Origin of the sequence: Cupriavidus sp. BIS7 (genome assembly GCF_000292345.1) — a bacterium.
GTDB lineage: Bacteria > Pseudomonadota > Gammaproteobacteria > Burkholderiales > Burkholderiaceae > Cupriavidus.
Map to the genome: position 1 here is coordinate 88,543 of NZ_ALOU01000021.1, position 18,635 is coordinate 107,177.

The window sequence follows — 18,635 nt, forward strand, 5'->3', positions numbered from 1 at the left end:
CTTGTGACTTGTGGCTTGGGGCTTCACCTGGGGCTGAGTCCGAGTTCCTGCGTCATCTGGTCCCGCATGACGAACTTCTGCACCTTGCCGGTGATCGTCATGGGCATCTCGTCGACAAAGCGAATGTAACGGGGGATCTTGTAGTGGGCAATCTGGTCGCGGCAGTAATCGCGAATTTCTTCCTCGGTGGCGCTCTGGCCCGGCTTCAGCACGATCCATGCGCAGACCTCCTCGCCGTACTTCTGGTCCGGTACGCCGAAGACCTGGACCGACTGGACCTTCGGGTGCCGGAACAGGAATTCCTCGATCTCGCGCGGATAGACGTTCTCGCCGCCACGAATCAGCATGTCCTTCACGCGGCCGACGATGTTGCAGTAGCCCTGTTCGTCGATCGTGGCCAGGTCGCCAGTGTGCATCCAGCCATCGCGGATCGATTCCTGCGTTCTGGCTTCGTCGTCCCAGTAGCCAAGCATCACGGAGTAGCCGCGCGTGCAGAGTTCCCCGGTTGCGCCGACAGGCAGGATCTGACCGTCCACGTCCACCACCTTGCATTCGAGGTGCGGCTGCACGCGGCCGACCGTCGACACGCGCTTGTCGATCGGATCGTCGGTGGCGCTCTGGAACGACACCGGGCTGGTTTCGGTCATGCCGTATGCGATCGTGACTTCAGCCATATGCATGTCCGACACCACGCGCTTCATCACTTCCACCGGACACGGCGCGCCAGCCATGATGCCGGTGCGCAGGCTGGAGAAATCGTACTTGGCGAAGTCGGGGTCGTCGAGCTGGGCGATGAACATCGTCGGCACGCCATGCAACGCGGTGCAGCGCTCCTCGCTGACGGCGGCCATGGTGGCGCCGGGCTGGAATGCCTCGCCCGGGAACACCATGCAGGCGCCGGTGGACACGCACGCCAGTACGCCAAGCACCATGCCGAAGCAGTGGTAGAACGGCACCGGGATGCAGAGCTTGTCCTGTTCGGAAAAGCGCATGGCGCCCGCGATGTAGCGGCCGTTATTGACGATGTTGCGGTGCGTGAGCGTGGCGCCCTTCGGCGCGCCGGTGGTGCCGCTCGTGAACTGGATATTGATCGGGTCGCGCGCGCCCAGCCCTGCGGTGATGTCGTCCAGCACCTGCTTTGGCACGTCCGCGCCGCGTTCGAGCAGCCCGTTGAAGGTCAGCATGCCGGGCGTCGGCAAGTCTTCCATGCGGATCACCCAGCGCAGCATTGGCAGCCGGGCCGCATTCAGCGCGCCGGGTTCGGCCTGGGCCAGTTCCGGGGCCAGTGTCTGGAGCATCTCCAGGTAGCGCGAGGTCTTGAACACTTCCGGCGCGATGATCGCCTTGCATCCGACCTTGTTCAGCGCGTATTCGAGTTCGGCGAGCCGGTAGGCCGGATTGATGTTGACCATGACCAGGCCAACCCGGGCCGTGGCGAACTGCGTCAGCAGCCATTCCACGCGATTTGGCGACCAGATGCCGACGCGGTCACCCTTGCGCAAGCCCAGCGCATGCAGACCCGCGGCCATCCGGTCCACCGCCGCGCTGAACTCGTTCCAGGTCCAGCGGACGTTCTGCTCCCGGAACACCACCGCCGGCCGGTTGCCGAAGCGCCCCACGGTGCTGGCCAGCAGTTCCGGCACGGTCTGCTCGCTGAGTGGGGGTGAAACGTCACCTTTTACGTAGGAAAGTCCCCCGCTGGGCAGCAAGGTACCGGGTTGCATCGCCATACTTGTCTCCTGTCGCGGCCGGATGTATTGTGAGTTGAGTGATACTCAATGCACGGTATCCGGGTCTGTTGAGCTTTTTTCTAGGGATACGATGCGGAAAATGTATACGCTGCCTGTGCAAAGAGCAATTAAAATTTGAGTATAGGTCAACTTTTTGGCGGCCAGGGGCGGAAGGGCGACGCGGCGGCGGGCGCGCCCTCTATAATTCCCGGCCACCACAGTTCAGGGAACGCAAATGCAGCAGACCGTGAATCAGCGTCGCATCCCGGCAGGGGCCAAGGCCGAACAGCGCATTCGCGACATCCTGCGGGCGGGCCGCGAGGTCTTTGCCGAACTCGGCTACGAGCGGGCGACCACCACCGAGATCGCGCAGCGGCTGGGCATATCCGAAGGCACGATCTTCACGTACTTCCACAGCAAGCGGGATCTCTGTGTTCGCGTTATCCAGGACTGGTATGACGAGATCATTGCCGCGATGGAAGGCGGCATGCCGCAGGAGGGCAGCGCCAGGGCCAAGCTCGAGTTCTTCATCGGCACGCACCTGCGCCTGTTCCTGATCCACGGAACGGGTCTCTGCGCGCTGGTCCTGTCGGAGGGGCGCGCCAAGGGGCAGGGGCTCGAAGAAGTGTTCGTGCCGCTGCAACGCCGCTATACCGCGCCGCTCATGGAGCTGCTGGCCACCGCGCAGGCGCGCGGCGAGATTCGGGCCGATATGTCGCTGCGGCTGATGCGCTCGGCCATTCTGGGGCCGATGGAGCACATTCTCTGGGATGCGATCGTAAGCGGTCGCCCGGTCGATATCGATCGCACCACGCAGGACATGATCTCGCTGCTGTGGCCTGCTCTGCAGCCGCAGGACCTGCAGGCCGCCGCGCTGAAGCAGTTCTATGGCGATGTCAGCGCAGCGCTGGCGCGGGCGCAGGCGGCTGGCGAATCAGACAGTTCCTCCTAAAAGGAACCGATCTCCCTGTCCGCAAGCCAGGCTCACTGCAATAGCCAGGCGACTCAATAAACGCCTCCGCAAGACGCTGAACTTGGATACACCGGCTGAACGATTCCATCAAGCTGCTGCGTTGACCGGTTGAATCCACAAGCCAAAGCGGACTTTCGCCGTCGCCAGAATCGGCCGCTCCGCAGAACGCGTGTCCCCGTTCCCAGGGGCATCAGATCACACCTGCTACCTAAAAGTGCGACGGCCATTTTGAGGCTCTCAAGCGAACCATGCTCGAGATCGTGGTCCACGCTTCCGCCCCTCCGCCCCTCCGCCCCTCCGCCCCTCCGCCCCTCCAAGCCGACTTTGGCTGCGACGTCAGTTCGCGCCTGCCGCGGGCCTGCTGCCGCTCACCAGCATCCTGGTGGATGCCGGTTTTACGGCGCAGTAGAACGGATTGACTCCGCGGCCACAAGCGGTCCAGTGCTTACCCTAAGTCGCGGATCGCTGTCGTAAAAAGCCAAGTTCGAGACGTGTGCGGATAAGCAGCAAGCATCGACAGGTCGGATGATCTGGCGCACGAGATCCCTGCCAAGGGATCCCTCCCTTGTCGAACGTGACATCCACGGCCATGGCTTCACGCACGACAGTGATCAAGGGGCCATTCGCGTTCACGTCAACGTCACCACGCAAGTATCGAGATGCTTGAGATGACATTGATGTCCAAAGGCGGGGCGGCACTCTTGGTCACGAGTTTCGAGAATCAACGTAGGAGACAGAAGTGAATCTTGATACGAGCAATGCGATACCGGTTGCGCGAGCGAAGGCCCGCACTGATGCGAGGATCTACGCCTGGGTAGTATTTGCCCTGATGTTTTGCCTGATGTTGTCTGACTACATGTCGCGGCAGGCAATCAATGCATTGTTTCCGCTTCTGAAAGTGCAGTGGCAGGTTTCCGATACACAGCTCGGCTCGATCAGCAGCATAGTGCCGTTGACGGTCGGGGTGCTGACCCTCCCATTCTCGATCATCGCGGACCGCTGGGGACGTGTGAAAAGCATCGCACTGATGGTCGCAGTGTGGAGCGTCGCCACGCTCGGTTGCGCCATCGCCAGCAGCTACCACGAGATGGTCGTCGCACGCTTCTTCGTTGGTATTGGCGAGGCTGCCTACGGCAGCGTCGGGTTCGCCATGCTCCTGAGCATCTTCCCAAAGCACATGCGGTCTAGCGTTTCCGGCGGCTTTACGTCGGCAGGCGCATTTGGCTCGGTGCTTGGGGTTTCGCTTTCCGGCCTGATCGCGACGCACTTTGGATGGCGCTGGTCGATGGGAATCATGGCAGTCATTGGTTTTGTACTCGTGATCATCTATTGCGGCGTGGTCACGGAAAAGAGGCTTGCGGCGGCGCAACCGGACGATGTAAAGGGAACCACGGGGCATGGGCATGTGAAACTGTCACCGGGTGCTCTGTTCTCTGGCGTGTTTCCCAGCCGTTCCGTCTTTTGTGCGTATCTCGGCTGCGCCCTGCAGGTCTTCATTCAGGGCACTCTTTTTGTATGGTTGCCCAGCTACCTGAATCGCTACTGGGGCATGCCCGTCAGCGAGGCTGCCGTTGTTGCGGCGGGACTTGTCCTGGCCAGCGCCGTGGGCCAACTCGTGTGCGGTGTGGCGACCGATCGCGTCAGCGGGGATTCCCTGCTCAAGCGGTGGAACATGGCCATTGGCTATTGCCTGGCGCTAGGCACGCTGCTCGCAATTGCGTTACGCATGCCGCATGGCAATTTGCAACTGGTGCTCCTGGTTCCCGGGGTGTTCTTCCTCGCCAGCTCCTGGAGCACCTGTAGCGCGATCCTTGCCGGGTCCACACCGCCAGCGATTCATGGCTCGGTGTTTGCCACGCTGACGTTGTTCAACAACATCCTGGGCCTCGCCGCAGGCCCCATTGTCACCGGCATGGTGGCGGACGCGGTTGGTCTTGAGGTCGCCATGCGCTGGCTTCCGCTGGCGGCAGTTCTGCCCTTTACCGTATTCGCTGTTGGCAGGTGGTGTTTTGTCGCGGAAAGCAGGGGCTCAGACCCCTTGCTTCGCCACTCCCCGGCGACTTGATGGATGCCGTGGGCAGCCTGACCAGTGTGAGTTCGCGATCCAATCGCCGGAGATCGGTCGTCACCAATGCTCCGGCGTTGATGCAGCGCAGGAAGCGCGGCGGACAATCGTCACAAGGAAGGAGGAAGACAATGGCATTACACATGCGAACGCTAGTTGCAACCGTCTTGTGCGCCACGGCGCTGGTTGTCTCGTACAGTCCAGGCCGGGCGCAGGCTCAGGAAAATTGGCCCACGCACCCGATTCAACTTATCGTGGCTTCGTCAGCCGGCTCGGGAACCGATGCCCTGGCCCGCATCATGGCCAAGCGCCTGTCCGAATCGCTCAAGCAGCCAGTGCTGGTTGACAATCGGCCTGGCGGCAGCGGCGTTATCGGTACGAACGCCGTTGCCAAGGCACCTGCAGACGGCTACACGCTCCTCTACACCACCGCGTCGAACATCGTGGTGTCCCCGGCTGTCCTCAAGTCTGTCCCGGATCCGAGAAAGAGCCTGATGCCCGTTGCGCAGACTGCGGTGGGCGGCATATTCCTGCTGGTAAGCCCCGACCTGCCGGTTCAAAACCTGCCGGAGCTTGTCCAGTTCGTGAAGTCGCATCCCGGTCAATACAGCTATGGTTCGCAGACCGTCGGTTCCGCCGGGAATCTGATGATGGAATGGCTCAAGATGCAGACCGGCATGAAGACTGATCACGTTGCATATCGAACTGCAACTCAGCTTCTCACCGAGCTTTCTTCCGGGGTCCTGAAGATCGCCTTTGCCGACCCCGCCGCGCCAGTGCCGTTCCTGCGTTCAGGGAAGGTCCGTGCTATCGCCATTGCCGGCAACGCGCATGCCCCGCAGTTTCCCGCCGTCAAGACGATGGGTGAGCAGGGTTACAAGTTCGATGCGGTGGGGTGGTTCGGGGTCTTTGCGCCGGCGGGGACGGACCCTGCGATCGTGAAGCGGTTGAACGACGAGATCAACAAGGTGCAAACCGATCCGGGCATGGCCGCGATGATGAACACCATGAACTTCGCACCGCCCCCGGTGACGACTCCGGCCCAGTTCACCAGCATCGTCGACAGGGACATGAAGGTGTGGGCAAAGATTGCCGCCGACGCGAGCATCAAGATTGACGATTGATTCCTCAATCAGTCCAGATCCGGAAAGGTTCAAATGATCAAGGTTGAAAAGCTGACCCGCTGCATTGGCGCTGAAGTATCGGGGGTAGATCTGGGCGATGCATCGCGGGATCCATCCTTGTTTGCGGAGATCAAGGCGCTGCTGCTGCAGCACCGGGTCATCTTCTTCAGGGACCAGCAGATTACCCGTGCAGAGCATGTGGCGTTCGCCAGGAGGTTCGGTGAACTCGAGGACCATCCGGTCGCCGGAAGCGATCCGGAACATCCCGGCCTGGTCCGCATCTACCGGTCAGAGGAAAAGAACCCTCACGAGAACAACTACCACACCGATGGGCAATGGCGCCCGAACCCGACGATGGGCGCCGTGCTGCGCTGCATCGAGTGCCCGGATGACGGGGGAGACACCATTTGGGTCAATATGGTCGAAGCCTATGAGCGCTTGCCCGGCGAGATCAAGCAGAAGATCGCCGGGCTGAAGGCGAAGAGCAATATCGAGCATTCCTTCGGTGCGGCAATGCCGCCGGAGAAGCGCGCCAAACTGGCCGCGGAAAATCCGGAAGTGGAACATCCGGTTGTTCGCACGCACCCCGAGACAGGGGAGAAGATCCTCTACGTAGGCAGCCACACCACGCACTTTTCGAACTTCCACACAGTCGATAACGTGCGCTTCGGCCTGGACAAGACGCCTGGTGCAGCGCAGTTGCTGAGCTATCTGCAGGCCCAGGCTTCGATTCCCGAGTTCCAGGTGCGATTCCGCTGGCGACCGAACAGCGTCGCCGTCTGGGACAACCGCGCGACCCAGCACTATGCCGTCATGGACTACTGGCCCGAGCCGCGAAAGATGGAGCGCGCCGCCATCATCGGCGACAAGCCGTTTTGATTGCCATTCAGCACGTTCACCGTAGCTGCACGAATCCACCGCCGCCTCCACGAAATCCGCGGCGATTCACCTGCCGTTCGTAAGCAAATCACTAGCGAATCGGCCGGCGCAGGAGATCATCGATGAGTGCCGTATAGCTGGCGACCACGCCGGGATTGTTCGGCAAGTAGCGTTCAATCATGTAGCGCTGCCGATCACGGTAGGCGACTGGATCGGCGCCATGATTGTCGATCGATTCGAGCACCCTGCGGGCGCCTTCATGCACGTCATTGCCGCGGTAGTAATAGCCAAGGTCGGCACACAAGGTCGCGTTATGTACCAGCGGATAGCCCTGCCAGCAAACCTCGAGGTAAAAATAATTCAACGGGTTCTCGAACTGGTGCGAAATTACGATATCGGTGTTCGTCGCAAGAAACGCCGGTGTATCGTAGCGCCCGAGAAAGACCGCCTTGTGTGTGCGCACAATGTCGAGTTGATTCATCAGGGCGATGAAGTCGAGATTGTTCTGTGCCAGGGGTAACGCGTTTGTGACCTGAAGCAGTTCGATGTCTCCGGGGCGTTCACGGTAAGCGAGTTCCGCAATCAGGACCGGATACAGGCAGAACTTCACGATATTGATGTTCGGCTCCATCACGGAAAGCCTGCGCGGCCGGTCAAGCGGGTGACAAACGCCACCGTCCGGCAACTCCCGCGCGCGCGCCTCGAGAAAGACTGGGCTCCAGACGAACGGTGCCACACGAGCAGAATGCCGGCGCAGCACTTCGAAGAACGGCTGGCTATTGCTGGCCACCTGGGGAATGACCCAGATATCGTCATAGCGCTGGTTGACGAAAAGATTTGCACCCCAGAGTTGCTTGCCGGAAAGCATCGCTTCCACTGCGTGGATGTATTCGAAGCCGCAGCAATATGACACGATCCGTGCACCGCGGCGCTTCAGGTAGTCGGTGCGGGCGGCATCGAGCTGGCCGCCAAGCTCGATTACGAGATCAATCTGATCCTTGGCATCCTCGAACGAGAAGGTTGGCCAGCGGCCGAGGTCCCACGGCAAATCCCTGGTGACGGGGGTCTCCGTCGTGTTGACAAGCACCGTCTGCGCAACCCCGGCGCAATGGCGAAGCGTCTCCGCAAGGAAGACGGCATTCTGTTTGATGCCGTTATTCCAGATCGATTCGTCGGCTTGATGCAGGCCGATGGTGATGCCGATACGCAAGCCTCTCATGGGGCTGCTCCGCCGACGGCGGCCCCGGTTGCCGGCACCGAGAATTTCACGAACCGGCGAATCGTCAGGCAGCCTGGTGGAGCGTCAATCAGCGAGATCGAGGACCCCGGTTCCTGCGCTCTGGTGTAGACAGCCATGTGCGGTAGAAGCTGGGTCATCTGATAACCCTGCAGGTCCTTTTGCGCGATCTGCTTGCATATGCGATGGTCAAACGCGATGTGCTCGGCCGCAACGGAGCAGGAACCATCGGCCTCCGGGGTTGCCGCCACCGACATTGCCGCGTTGCCGTTCGCATGCTCGAGGCCAAGCAGGGAGAAAACCGGCGCCTTGTCCGGCCTGCGGCGGTCCCAGTCAAGCAATACGTCGCTGTTGCTGGCATCGCGAACCCCGATACCAGCGAGCGCTGAAATCATTGCCAGACATTGATGTACTCCGACGTTGGCAGCTGCGATGGCAAGGGGGTTGCGGGGTGAGGCCGCCGCGCCAGGTTGCGCGAGCACGCCCTGCGCGCGCACGGTGGTCGCCGCGCCGCCACTTGCGATGAGAATTGTCGCCAGCAAGATGAGGCGCCCGCGCAATGCAGAGTACTGGGTCATGTTGACGTGACTCCCGTGAACAGGGCATCAATGGCCTCGCGATACGCCTGGACGTTTCGCTCATCGGCAGGATCAAGTGTGCGCAAGAACGCCTGTGCCGTTTGCCGGTAGCTGCCGAGGTTCGTATCATGCTCGGCAAACGCGCGCACCAGCGCAGCGCCCCCCTCTTCGCAATCGAAGTCATGGTAGCGGTAGCCGCACTCGCCAATCAGGTGCGAGTTATGGACAAGCGGATACCCGCCATGGAGCGCTTCATAGTAGATATAGTTCTGGGCGTTCTCCCAGTGATGGGTTACCACGGCATCGACGTGTTCCGCCATCAACTGATAGGCAGGGAACCTCCCTTCGAAGGAGGCCAGTCCATGGCGAACGATATCGAGGCTTTGCGCAAAGCTGCTGAACCCTGCATGCTCCTTTAGCTGGAGGGTATTGCACACCCAGACGTGTTCCAGAAGAGATGGATTCACCCGGTGCGCGGCCTCGCAGCACAGCATCGGCATATGGCTCGTTTTCACCATGCAGATGTTGGGTTCAAAGATCCCGGCTCTCCAGTGGCGACGCCCCGGCTGGTAGCCGAACGATTTTCCCTGCGGAAGATTCCTGGACGCGCGCTCCAGTACCCACGGACTCCACAGGTGCGGCACGATGCGCACGGGCGCTCGCATGGCGCTACGGAAGTACGGTACGCAAGTGTTCTCGTACTCGGGAAGCGTCCAGATCTCGTGGTAAGGCGATCCGGTGATGAGCAGGGCATGGGGCTTGTTGAAGATCATTCGCTCGACGTCGATAACGTAGTCGTTGCCTACCCGCATCGAGACGATCTTGCCTCCGCGCTCGCAGAACCTGACTGCCCATCCGCGATCGAGTTGCGCGCTCATCTCGATCATCAGGTCAAGGCATTGGCCGGCTTGTTCCATGTCGATCAACGGTACGGGCGACTCATCGATGAACCGCGCCGCATCAGTGACATCGCCATCGCCGCCGCCCACCACCAGGTACACGTCGCTGACGGTCGGTACCCGCTGAAGCAGCATCGTAAGGAATATGCAGTTCTGGAAAATTCCATTCTCCCAGAGCGACTGCTGGCCTTTGCGGACGTAAATTGACACGCCGACCTTGAGTCGGCGAGCGCCACCGGCAGGACCACGCGCGCTATTCAAGTTGAACTCCCGAAGCTTGTGCCATCTGTCAGTGCACGCAGTCGCGTCTCGAACACATCCAGGTTCGCTTGCCGAAACGGATTCACTGCTTCAAACACGGCGCGGGAGCGCTCGCGATACGCGTCCAGTTGCTCATGATGATGGCGCGCCGCTTGGAGCAACAGGCGCCCGCCCTCGGCTGCATCGAATCCCGGGTAGTAGTAGCCTGCGTCGGCCAGCCAGGGCGAGTTGTGAATGAGCGGATAGTCTCCGTACAGTACATCGAGGTAGCTGTAGTTCTGATCGTTTCCCCACTGGTGAGCCACCACGGCGTCCGCATGCTGGGCCATGAAGCCAACCGTGTCATGTCGGCCATGGAATGTGGCGCGATGTTCGCGCACCAGATCCAGGGAGTTGGCCAGGTGCAACATCGTCAGGTGATCCTTCATGTGGAGCGTGTTCAGCACATGCATGGCCGAAACAGTGCCGCGGTCTGCTCGGTAAGCCTCATCGCAGACCAGCATTGGAATGCTCGCGGCTTTGACGACTGAAATATTCGGCTCGAAAATCGCCACGCGCAATCCGCCGCCAACTGCTTCACGTGCGGCGCTTGCTGTTGCGAAACGGAAATCCAATGCGTGCGCCCTGACTTCGGCGATGCGGGCTTCGACAAAGGCCGCATGCCAGATGAACGGCACGATGTGTACCGGGCAGCGATGGAGCGTGCGCAGGAATGGCACGTACAGCCTGTCTTTGGGCATTAGCCAGACTTCATCGCAGCGGTCTGGGCGAGACGCATACACGGGACGCTCGAAAACCGCAGGTTCAATCAGTCCGACATAGGGTTGCCCGCAGCAGAAATAGACCACCTTGCGGCCTCGTGCACGCATCAGGTCCAGCCACTGGCAATCGAGCGCGCCAGCCATCTCGATAATGACATCTACGTCATCGGTCGCTTCCTGCTTCGTGACAAGCCGCAGTCCCGGGGCGATGGCATCGACCTCTGGCGGCAGCTTTTGCTCACTGCCAACGTCGATCAGCACGACAGAATCCACCAGTGACAAGTGTTGAAACGCCTGGGCCAGGAACACGACGTTCTGGCCCAGTCCGTTCTGCCAAATGCTCTGGCTTTCATGTGAGAGAACAGAGATTCCGACACGCATCGATCAGGTCTCCCGATACCGAATCGAACCTTGGGCTTTCTTCTTCCGCCCTCCGGGTCTTGCGTTTCAACAATACGTGGCGTTTTGAGAATATCACGGCAACCCACCGGCGAGATGTCCGTCCGACACGTCGCCCAGAGGGCGGTACTCCGCAGTCAAATGTTATGTATTGTGCGCAAAACGTTCGGGCGTATCCGTCTCAGCGTTCGTGGTGCCGTTGCCGAAGCGTGCTTCGGTTCGCTACCAGCACGACCGAGTGTCTTCTCCGTCCAAACTACGATTTCTCCGGACGGTATCCGGGCCCTGGCGTGGCAACGCCGGAGCGGCGATACGCTGGCTTAGCATTTCTCGGTAAGCGTTCTAGACTTCGAAGTGCGTCCGACAGGCCTAGGGCCATATGGAAGATTCCCTGCACATCATCGCGCAGTCGGTGGCCCATTCCCGACCGTATAGCAAACGGCCGGGGGGCGCGCTTCGCCCGATATGCAGCGGCCTGCCGCCTTTCCTGGGGAGGCTGGCTCACGGTCAGTCCGGGCCGATCGAACCACTCCGTCCAACTGACTTCCTTTCTGGCGTGGTACCCGAGAATCCGGGTTGCGTCCGCTTCGGTGGCTGGCGCTACCGTGCGGCATTTCCGGTTCACCATATCAAACACCAGGTCTTGGCATTTCTGGCCAAGATTGCCGTCGGCATTCACTGGGGGCAACACTGGAATCCCTGCGGTTCCACCTGCCGCCCAGTCGTGCGCAAGACCATCAGGCCGACTCCCATTCCGGCTCATCATCCGGGCACAGGAACTTGGGCAGTTCGACGGCTCGCCTGCTTCCCAGGGCAACTCCGAGGTTCCTGCATGCTTGCGGGATCGACGTTCGGATGGCCCCAGCGTCCCAGCGGGTAGAGCGCTACAGCACGCAAATCGCTTTGGCGATGGCAATCGACAACACCCGGGGGTAAGGGACCGCTTGTGTCCCGTCATTCGGCCATGACAGCTTCATGCCACGTTCCTCCGTCGCCACGCCGCCTTGCAAGAGCGGATCGGGGACTGAGGAGGTTCGCGATGGCAACGCTGCGTGGTCCAGGGCGAGGGTGGAGCCAAATGAACAGGGCATACCGATCGATCTGGAATGAGGCTTTGGGTGCGTGGGTAGCGGTTTCGGAATTGACACATGCGCGGGGAAAACAATCACGGGCAAGTCATGGCGCAACGAGTGCGGAACGACATCGGAAGAAGCCTCTTGCCTGCATCGGGTGGGCCATGTTCGTCGTCGGATCATTTGCCAATCAGGCATGGGCCGGTTCGATATTCAATTGTTCGGGCGATCCAAACAACGCCGGAGGCAGCGCCACCGCCAACGCGACGGGCATTAACGGGGACCGAAACTGGCACAACAATTTCGTCGCCAACACCGCCGAGAGCAATTGCGGAACCGCCACTGGGCTGATCTTTGCCGAGTCTCCTACTGGCAGGGGTGGGGTCGCTGGCACATTGGCGTACATATGGGTCGGCCAGACGGCCAACAACCCCGCGGGTACGATCACGCTTTATGGCCCAGCCGGGATCTCGCTTAATGGCGTGACATCGCTAAATAACAACAAGATCACGAATCTGGCTCCGGGAACAAATCCGACCGACGCGGTAAATTTTTCGCAGCTTACTTCTCTGTCGACGTCGGCCTCCACCGGAATCGGGTCTTTCTCGACGAGCCTGAGCACGACTACAAGCAATGTGGCGTCGTTGTCGACAAGCTTGGATACGACCAACAGCAACGTGACCAGCCTGTCGACGTCGGCCTCTACCGGAATCGGGTCTCTGTCGACGGGCCTGAGCACGACTAACAGCAACGTGGCGTCCTTGTCGACGGGCTTGGACACGACCAACAGCAACGTGACCAGCTTGTCGACATCGGCCTCTACCGGAATCGGATCTCTGTCGACGGGCCTGAGCACGACTAACAGCAACGTGGCGTCCTTGTCGACGGGCTTGGACACGACCAACAGCAACGTGACCAGCCTGTCGACGTCGACATCCACAGGCATCAGCACGGCACAGAGCGGAGTGACTTCGTTATCGACGGGTCTAAGCACGACCAACAGCAACGTGACCAGCCTGTCGACCTCGACGTCCACTGGCATCAGCACGACGCAGAGCGGAGTGACTTCGCTATCGACGGGACTGAGTACGACCAACAGCAACGTGACCAGCCTGTCGACCTCGGCGTCCACTGGCATCAGCACAGCGCAGAGCGGAGTGACTTCGTTATCGACGGGCCTAAGCACGACCAACAGCAACGTGACCAGCCTGTCGACTTCGACATCGACGGGTATCAGCACGGCGCAGAGCGGAGTGACATCGCTGTCCACCGGGTTGAGCACGACCAACAGCAACGTGACCAGCCTGTCGACTTCGACATCGACGGGTATCAGCACGGCGCAGAGCGGAGTGACGTCGCTATCGACGGGACTGAGCACGACCAACAGCAACGTCACGTCGCTGTCCACGGGGTTAAGCACAACCAACAGCAACGTCGGATCACTATCGACGTCAACGTCAACCGGTATCAGTACGGCCCAGAGCGGGGTCAACTCGCTATCAACTGGGCTGAGTACGACAAATAGCAACGTGACCAGCTTGTCGACCTCGACATCGACAGGCATCAGCACGGCGCAGAGCGGAGTAACTTCGTTATCGACGGGCCTGAGTACGACCAACAGCAACGTGACCAGCCTGTCGACTTCGACGTCGACCGGAATCAGCACGGCTCAAAGCGGAGTGAGTTCGCTATCGACAGGGCTGAGCACCACGAACAGCAATGTCTCGTCACTGTCCACGGGGTTGAGCACGACCAATAGCAACATCTTGTCGCTGTCGAGCGGAGTGGCTAATTCGGTTCAATACGACAGCCCGAGCCACACAAGCATTACGCTAGGCGGCGTTGGCGCGACTGCACCTGTCATTCTGGCCAATGTGGCCGCAGGTGTACGACCAACTGATGCCGTGAACGTCGGTCAATTGACCTCGCTGTCAACGTCGTCCTCCGCGGGCATTAGCTCGCTTTCGACCGGCCTCAGTACAACGAGCAGTGCGGTCGGCAGTCTCTCTACGTCGACCTCGACGACCTTGGGCTCACTTTCAACGGGCTTCAGCACACTGTCGACAAGTCTGAACGCGACCAACAACGCTCTGGGCACTCTGTCGGCCTCGACGTCAACAGGAATCAGTTCTCTTTCCACTGGCTTGAGTTCGATAAACAGTACCGTCGCCGGGATCAGCACAAGCAATCAGAATATTTCCGCGCTGTCTACGTCAGTTGCACCCCTGTCCGCTCAATCCATAACCGCGGCGAGTCGTGGTGCGTCCATTGCGGGCACGATCACGGGTGGGGCAAATCCAGGTGGCGCTACCTTGGGAACGCAGGGAAGGGCGTATAACAACACCACAACGCAGGCCGTACTGCCAGCTACCTGCGGGGTGGCAAACGGCGCTGACACGACAGCAACCGGTCTTTGCGCCAATGCCGGCACTATCGCAGGTGTCAACGGCGCTACAACGACAACCACGGCTATGGGCGCAACGGCGTACGGATCCCAATCGCTCGCGCAGGATGCCAATACCACGGCGATTGGATTCAGATCCACTGCGACCAACCAGGGCTCGGTTGCGATTGGCTATCAGAGCCAGGCCATAGGCGACCCCACTGTCGCGGTCGGCGCCAACGCAACAGCGCTCGGGGCCAATGCCGTTGCGCTCGGTGCCGGTTCGACTGCCATTGCATCGAACAGCGTGGCGCTCGGTGCCAATTCGGTCGCAGACCAGCCTAATACCGTATCGGTTGGCTCGCCTGGTAACGAACGACGTATTACCAACGTGGCGCCGGGCGTCAATCCAACGGACGCAGTGAACGTGTCGCAATTGCAGGGGGTACAACAGAGCGTCAATGACGTGGCTCGATCGGCATATACCGGCGTGGCGATGGCGGGTGCACTCGCTGGACTGCCTCAGGTGGAGCAGGGCAAGACATTCCAGTTGGGAGCGGGAGTCGGTGCCTATGCAGGCTATGCGGCGCTTGCGATCGGTGGCAGTGCGCACATCGGGCCGAACCTTATCTTCAAGGCCGGAGCGAGCGCAAGTGGCGGCAACCGCGTGCTGTTCAACACCGGCGTGGGATATTCCTGGTAGGGCGCGCTCATGGCAAGACACTCTTTCGTGCAAAGCGCGTGAAGTACTGAGCGACTAACCGAACTCGTGAAGCGCGCGTGATGGTCGTCGTCGCCCACGCGTAGGTGAACGTCTGGCACGCCTTGGCAGCCGAGCGCATCCTTGAACCTGAAGCTGCAGGCGAGCTGATTCTCATGATCCTCGTCGCGAACAGTCACTCGGCTCCAGATGCTCAATGACCATGGGGACATCTGTTGTGCCGGTATTGCGCTTACGCTCGTTTGATAAGCCGGATAACAAATAGAAGAATGACTGCGCCGATCAATGCCGTGATGATCGAGGCAATCCACCCCCCTCCTGTCGAAATGCCAAGCACGCCCGCCAGCCAACCGCCAATGAATGCGCCCGCAATACCTACGATGATGTCAACAAGCAAGCCGAAACCGCCCCCTTTCACCACGACTCCCGCCAACCACCCTGCAATCGCCCCTATCACAATCCATGCAATCAAACCGTGTCCCATGATTTATCGCTCCAGATTTATTGGTCTCCAACGAGATCGAGAATAGGCATTGCCGGCGCTTGTGCCATGGGACGTAAGGCTTAGATGGCTGCGCCTGAACGTCCCAAGCATCGAACCCGCTATTCGATTCAGCAACATCGTCCCAAGACGCAATGCATTAATGCATTGACGTTCGACGCGTCACGAGTCCTGTCACACGTCTTGACATTCCTGGCACCATTAGTATTTATGCGATTTGCACGAATCTCGCAGAGTCTCGGGCTCGGTTGGTCACCCTCGATCGCCCGGGGCATGTGGAAAAAATGCCTGGCTCGGCGCACAAGGCAACAGATTTACACTCGAGCTTCAGCGAGCGGGCGCTCTGGCGGTGTCGGCCCAACTGGCACGCCTGACTGGTCCAAGTATTGAGTAATCGACAGCCCCGGACTTCGTGCCTGACGCTCATTTGCCGGCATGGCAAAAGCAATGTGGCCGATGCATTACTACCACGTTGCGTTGCCAGGCCGGCGCCGTCGCGAATGCCTAACGGCGGCTGGCGGCCAGCGCGACGATAGCACCTGTGGCTGCCGCGATGGCGGCCACGGTACCCAGGCTTTGCCACGGATGCTCACGGACGTAGCGATCGGTCGTTGTTGTCCACTCGGAAACTCTGGCGCGGCTCTCTTCACGAAGCGCAACAAGACGGTCCTGCAGCGCGCGCTGGCGGGCCTTTAGTACATGGTGCCCGAGGTTGGCCCCTACGCCGGTTTCGGTCTTGACATCATGAAGAAGCGCCTGCACGTCAGTCATCAACGCATCAACGTCGCGGGCCAAGGCGTCCTTGTGCATGGAAAAATTGGATTGAATATCGTTCATCTCGCCCTCCTGTCAGCGAAATAGTTGCGGTGCATCGGCTTCACGACTTGCACTGTGTCAAATATAGGCTTGTGTTGACGGCACAGCGTAACAAGCGGGCTCGATTGCGGCCAGCCCACATCAGTGCTGAAATGAACATATGTGGTTTCCCGGCAGAATTCGCCACGTGCAGGCAGGTCGCGGGGCGGGCATCTGCCGGTCATGTGCGGCACCGGTGCATTTTCCAACCAGACTCGCCCGAACAGGCGAGCAATTCGAGAGTTGCAGCGGGCGCACAAGGGGGTGCCCGCGATGCGTTCTACGCACCTGTTCCGGCCGGTAGTTGGCCTGCTATGGATCATTGCCCTTGCCATACAGCAAGCCGCCGCCGCAATACCGCCTGCAGCGCCGGGGGGCGCCCCTGCGGCCGAGCGCCAACTCAGTCTCCCCAGCACCGCATGGCAGGGCGACTTCGATGCGATGCTGGCGCGGCACGAGCTTCGCGTGCTGGTGCCCTATAGCCGCACGCTCTATTTCAATGACAGGGGCCGCGAAGGCGGGCTGACCGTTGAACTCGTTCGTGACTTTGAGCGGTATGTCAACGCGACCTACGCGGACCGCCTGGGCAGCCGGCCGCTCACGGTGTATGTCATCCCCACTACACGCGACCGGTTGCTCCCGAACCTGAACGCTGGTCTTGGCGATATCGCTGCCGGTAGTCTCACTGTCACCAGCGAGCGGTTGAAAGTGGTCGACTTTGCCGCGCCGCGCAACCTCACGCCGGTGCGAGAGCTGGTGGTGACCGGGCCGAAATCCCCTGCGCTAGCGACGCTGGACGACATGGCCGGCAAGACGGTGCACGTGCGGCGCTCGTCCAGCTACTACGAGAGCCTGATCGCACTCAACGCGCGCCTGAAGGCTCGCGGCAAGCTGCCGATGAAGGTCGTGCTGCTGCCCGACGCGCTCGAAGACGAGGATGCGCTGGAAATGCTCAACGTCGGCCTGCTGCAGATTCTGATTGTCGATGACTACAAAGCACACCTGTGGGCCGCGATACTGCCGAACGTCAGGGTGCACGATGACCTCACTGTGCGAACTGGCGGCGAGATCGGCTGGGCAATTCGCAAGAACAGTCCGCAGTTGAAGGCTGTGCTCACGGACTTCTATCGCAACTATGTCATAAGGCTGGACGTGGTCGAATCTCGCCTCCAGCAATACATGCGGCGCTTCACCCAGATCCACGACAGCAGCGAGGCGGACGGACTTAAGCGCTTTGCACTGACCCTCGCGATCTTTCGGAAATACGGCAAGCAGTATGATTTCGATCCGCTGATGCTCGCGGCGCAAGGCTACCAGGAGTCACGGCTTGATCAGCGCATGCGCAGCCGCATGGGCGCCATCGGCATCATGCAGATCTTGCCCGCAACGGGCAAGCAGTTGAACGTGGGTGACATCAAGGTGGCGGATGCCAACATCCACGCCGGTGCGAAATACATGGATCAACTGATGACCCAGCATTTCCCGGACGCCCACTTCAGCGCAGACGACCGCACGCTGTTCGCGTTCGCGAGCTATAACGCCGGCCCGTCGAACATTGCCAGAATGCGCACGGAGGCCGCTCGGCGTGGACTTGATCCGGACAAATGGTTCAACAATGTCGAGATTGTCGTCGCGGAGAAGATCGGCATGGAAACCACCATCTACGTGCGCAATATCTACAAGTACTACGTCTCGTATCGCTTGATGGCTGAGGCTGAGAGTGAGCGAGCCGGGGTAGAGCGAGAAGTGCGATAGAAAGGCGATGGCCGAGAGGCGCCGAGCAGGATGTGCGGCTGGTGGCTTCGGATACAGTGGCTGAGCCAGACTCCCCGGATGGACACGCCTGGCGGATCTTGTGACATGCGGAGGGAGTGCCAAGGTTTTTTGTAAGCTATTGATTTATAATGACATTTTTGTTGATTGTTCGCTGCGCCGGTCGCATGTGAGTGCAGCGTTAAGTGAACAAAGTTCAACGTTGAGTGAATCTCGACACCAGATAGGCTGCCCCCCGGGAAAACCCCCATTCAGTCGTCGTCTTGAAAACGAAATACCCCGTCCCTATAATTAGCACTCGCTGGGGGAGAGTGCTAACAGCACCAACAGCCTCCCCCGCGGTACCCAAAACTGCTGTACCCGACCTTGATGGCCGTCATTTCCGGACGGCCATTTTGTGAATCAAAACTCACTTTTTGTAT

General features: G+C 60.2%; 14 protein-coding genes and 1 pseudogene. 7 read left to right on the plus strand and 8 right to left on the minus strand.

Translation table 11 applies throughout. The annotated features are described in order from the left end of the window. Positions 1 to 23 precede the first annotated feature (23 nt). The gene (locus tag B552_RS0109020; protein ID WP_026035473.1) at positions 24 to 1,730 is read right to left on the minus strand and encodes an AMP-binding protein; all 1,707 of its coding nucleotides are present in this window, start codon (positions 1,728 to 1,730) and stop codon (positions 24 to 26) included. 235 nt (positions 1,731 to 1,965) lie between these two features. Between B552_RS0109020 and B552_RS0109025 the strand changes: the two genes are divergently transcribed. From B552_RS0109025 to B552_RS0109040, 4 genes are all read left to right on the plus strand, one after another. Next, positions 1,966 to 2,682, plus strand: a complete 717-nt coding sequence (locus tag B552_RS0109025) for a TetR/AcrR family transcriptional regulator (RefSeq protein ID WP_019448683.1) — start codon at positions 1,966 to 1,968, stop codon at positions 2,680 to 2,682. Between the two features lie 760 nt (positions 2,683 to 3,442). Further along, a complete protein-coding gene (locus B552_RS0109030) occupies positions 3,443 to 4,768 on the plus strand; it encodes an MFS transporter (RefSeq protein ID WP_019448684.1) in 1,326 nt (441 codons plus the stop codon). A 131-nt stretch (positions 4,769 to 4,899) separates the two neighbouring features. Further along, entirely contained in the window at positions 4,900 to 5,892 is a 993-nt protein-coding gene (locus tag B552_RS0109035; protein ID WP_026035474.1) for a tripartite tricarboxylate transporter substrate binding protein, read from the plus strand. A gap of 36 nt (positions 5,893 to 5,928) precedes the next feature. After that, positions 5,929 to 6,771, plus strand: coding sequence for a TauD/TfdA family dioxygenase (locus tag B552_RS0109040; protein ID WP_026035475.1), 843 nt, complete (start codon positions 5,929 to 5,931; stop codon positions 6,769 to 6,771). Between the two features lie 91 nt (positions 6,772 to 6,862). On the opposite strand, the gene B552_RS0109045 is transcribed toward B552_RS0109040, so the two are convergent. From B552_RS0109045 to B552_RS0109060, 4 genes are read right to left on the minus strand one after another with little or no spacing between them, the layout of a single operon-like run. Then, positions 6,863 to 7,990, minus strand: a complete 1,128-nt coding sequence (locus B552_RS0109045; protein WP_019448687.1) for a DUF2827 domain-containing protein — start codon at positions 7,988 to 7,990, stop codon at positions 6,863 to 6,865. After that, positions 7,987 to 8,586 carry a hypothetical protein gene (locus B552_RS0109050; RefSeq protein ID WP_019448688.1) on the minus strand — a complete coding sequence of 200 codons (600 nt, stop codon included), beginning with the start codon at positions 8,584 to 8,586 and terminating at the stop codon, positions 7,987 to 7,989. The genes B552_RS0109045 and B552_RS0109050 overlap by 4 nt, the downstream gene beginning before the upstream one ends. Beyond that, positions 8,583 to 9,746 (minus strand): DUF2827 domain-containing protein, encoded by a 1,164-nt coding sequence (locus B552_RS0109055; protein ID WP_026035476.1) that lies wholly within the window; start codon positions 9,744 to 9,746, stop codon positions 8,583 to 8,585. The genes B552_RS0109050 and B552_RS0109055 overlap by 4 nt, the downstream gene beginning before the upstream one ends. After that, entirely contained in the window at positions 9,743 to 10,888 is a 1,146-nt protein-coding gene (locus B552_RS0109060) for a DUF2827 domain-containing protein (protein ID WP_019448690.1), read from the minus strand. Before B552_RS0109060 ends, B552_RS0109055 begins: the two co-directional genes overlap by 4 nt. A gap of 1,255 nt (positions 10,889 to 12,143) precedes the next feature. Between B552_RS0109060 and B552_RS29155 the strand changes: the two are divergent. After that, a pseudogene (locus tag B552_RS29155) lies at positions 12,144 to 12,545 on the plus strand (hypothetical protein); the annotation flags it as partial. Here the strand turns inward: B552_RS29155 and B552_RS29160 are convergent. Continuing rightward, complete coding sequence (locus B552_RS29160; protein WP_019448691.1) at positions 12,431 to 13,645, minus strand: hypothetical protein; 1,215 nt, start codon at positions 13,643 to 13,645, stop codon at positions 12,431 to 12,433. The pseudogene B552_RS29155 and the gene B552_RS29160 sit on opposite strands and share 115 nt — an antisense overlap. Before the next feature lie 805 nt (positions 13,646 to 14,450). Between B552_RS29160 and B552_RS29170 the strand changes: the two genes are divergently transcribed. After that, positions 14,451 to 15,065, plus strand: a complete 615-nt coding sequence (locus B552_RS29170; RefSeq protein WP_019448694.1) for a YadA-like family protein — start codon at positions 14,451 to 14,453, stop codon at positions 15,063 to 15,065. A 250-nt stretch (positions 15,066 to 15,315) separates the two neighbouring features. Here B552_RS29170 and B552_RS0109075 read toward each other — a convergent pair whose 3' ends face one another. Continuing rightward, positions 15,316 to 15,567 carry a GlsB/YeaQ/YmgE family stress response membrane protein gene (locus B552_RS0109075; RefSeq protein WP_019448695.1) on the minus strand — a complete coding sequence of 84 codons (252 nt, stop codon included), beginning with the start codon at positions 15,565 to 15,567 and terminating at the stop codon, positions 15,316 to 15,318. Positions 15,568 to 16,089: 522 nt separating this feature from the next. Continuing rightward, the gene (locus tag B552_RS0109080; protein ID WP_019448696.1) at positions 16,090 to 16,422 is read right to left on the minus strand and encodes a DUF883 family protein; all 333 of its coding nucleotides are present in this window, start codon (positions 16,420 to 16,422) and stop codon (positions 16,090 to 16,092) included. Between the two features lie 201 nt (positions 16,423 to 16,623). On the opposite strand from B552_RS0109080, the gene B552_RS0109085 reads away from it, so the two are divergent. Beyond that, positions 16,624 to 18,195 (plus strand): transporter substrate-binding domain-containing protein, encoded by a 1,572-nt coding sequence (locus tag B552_RS0109085; protein WP_237718179.1) that lies wholly within the window; start codon positions 16,624 to 16,626, stop codon positions 18,193 to 18,195. Positions 18,196 to 18,635: the final 440 nt, after the last annotated feature.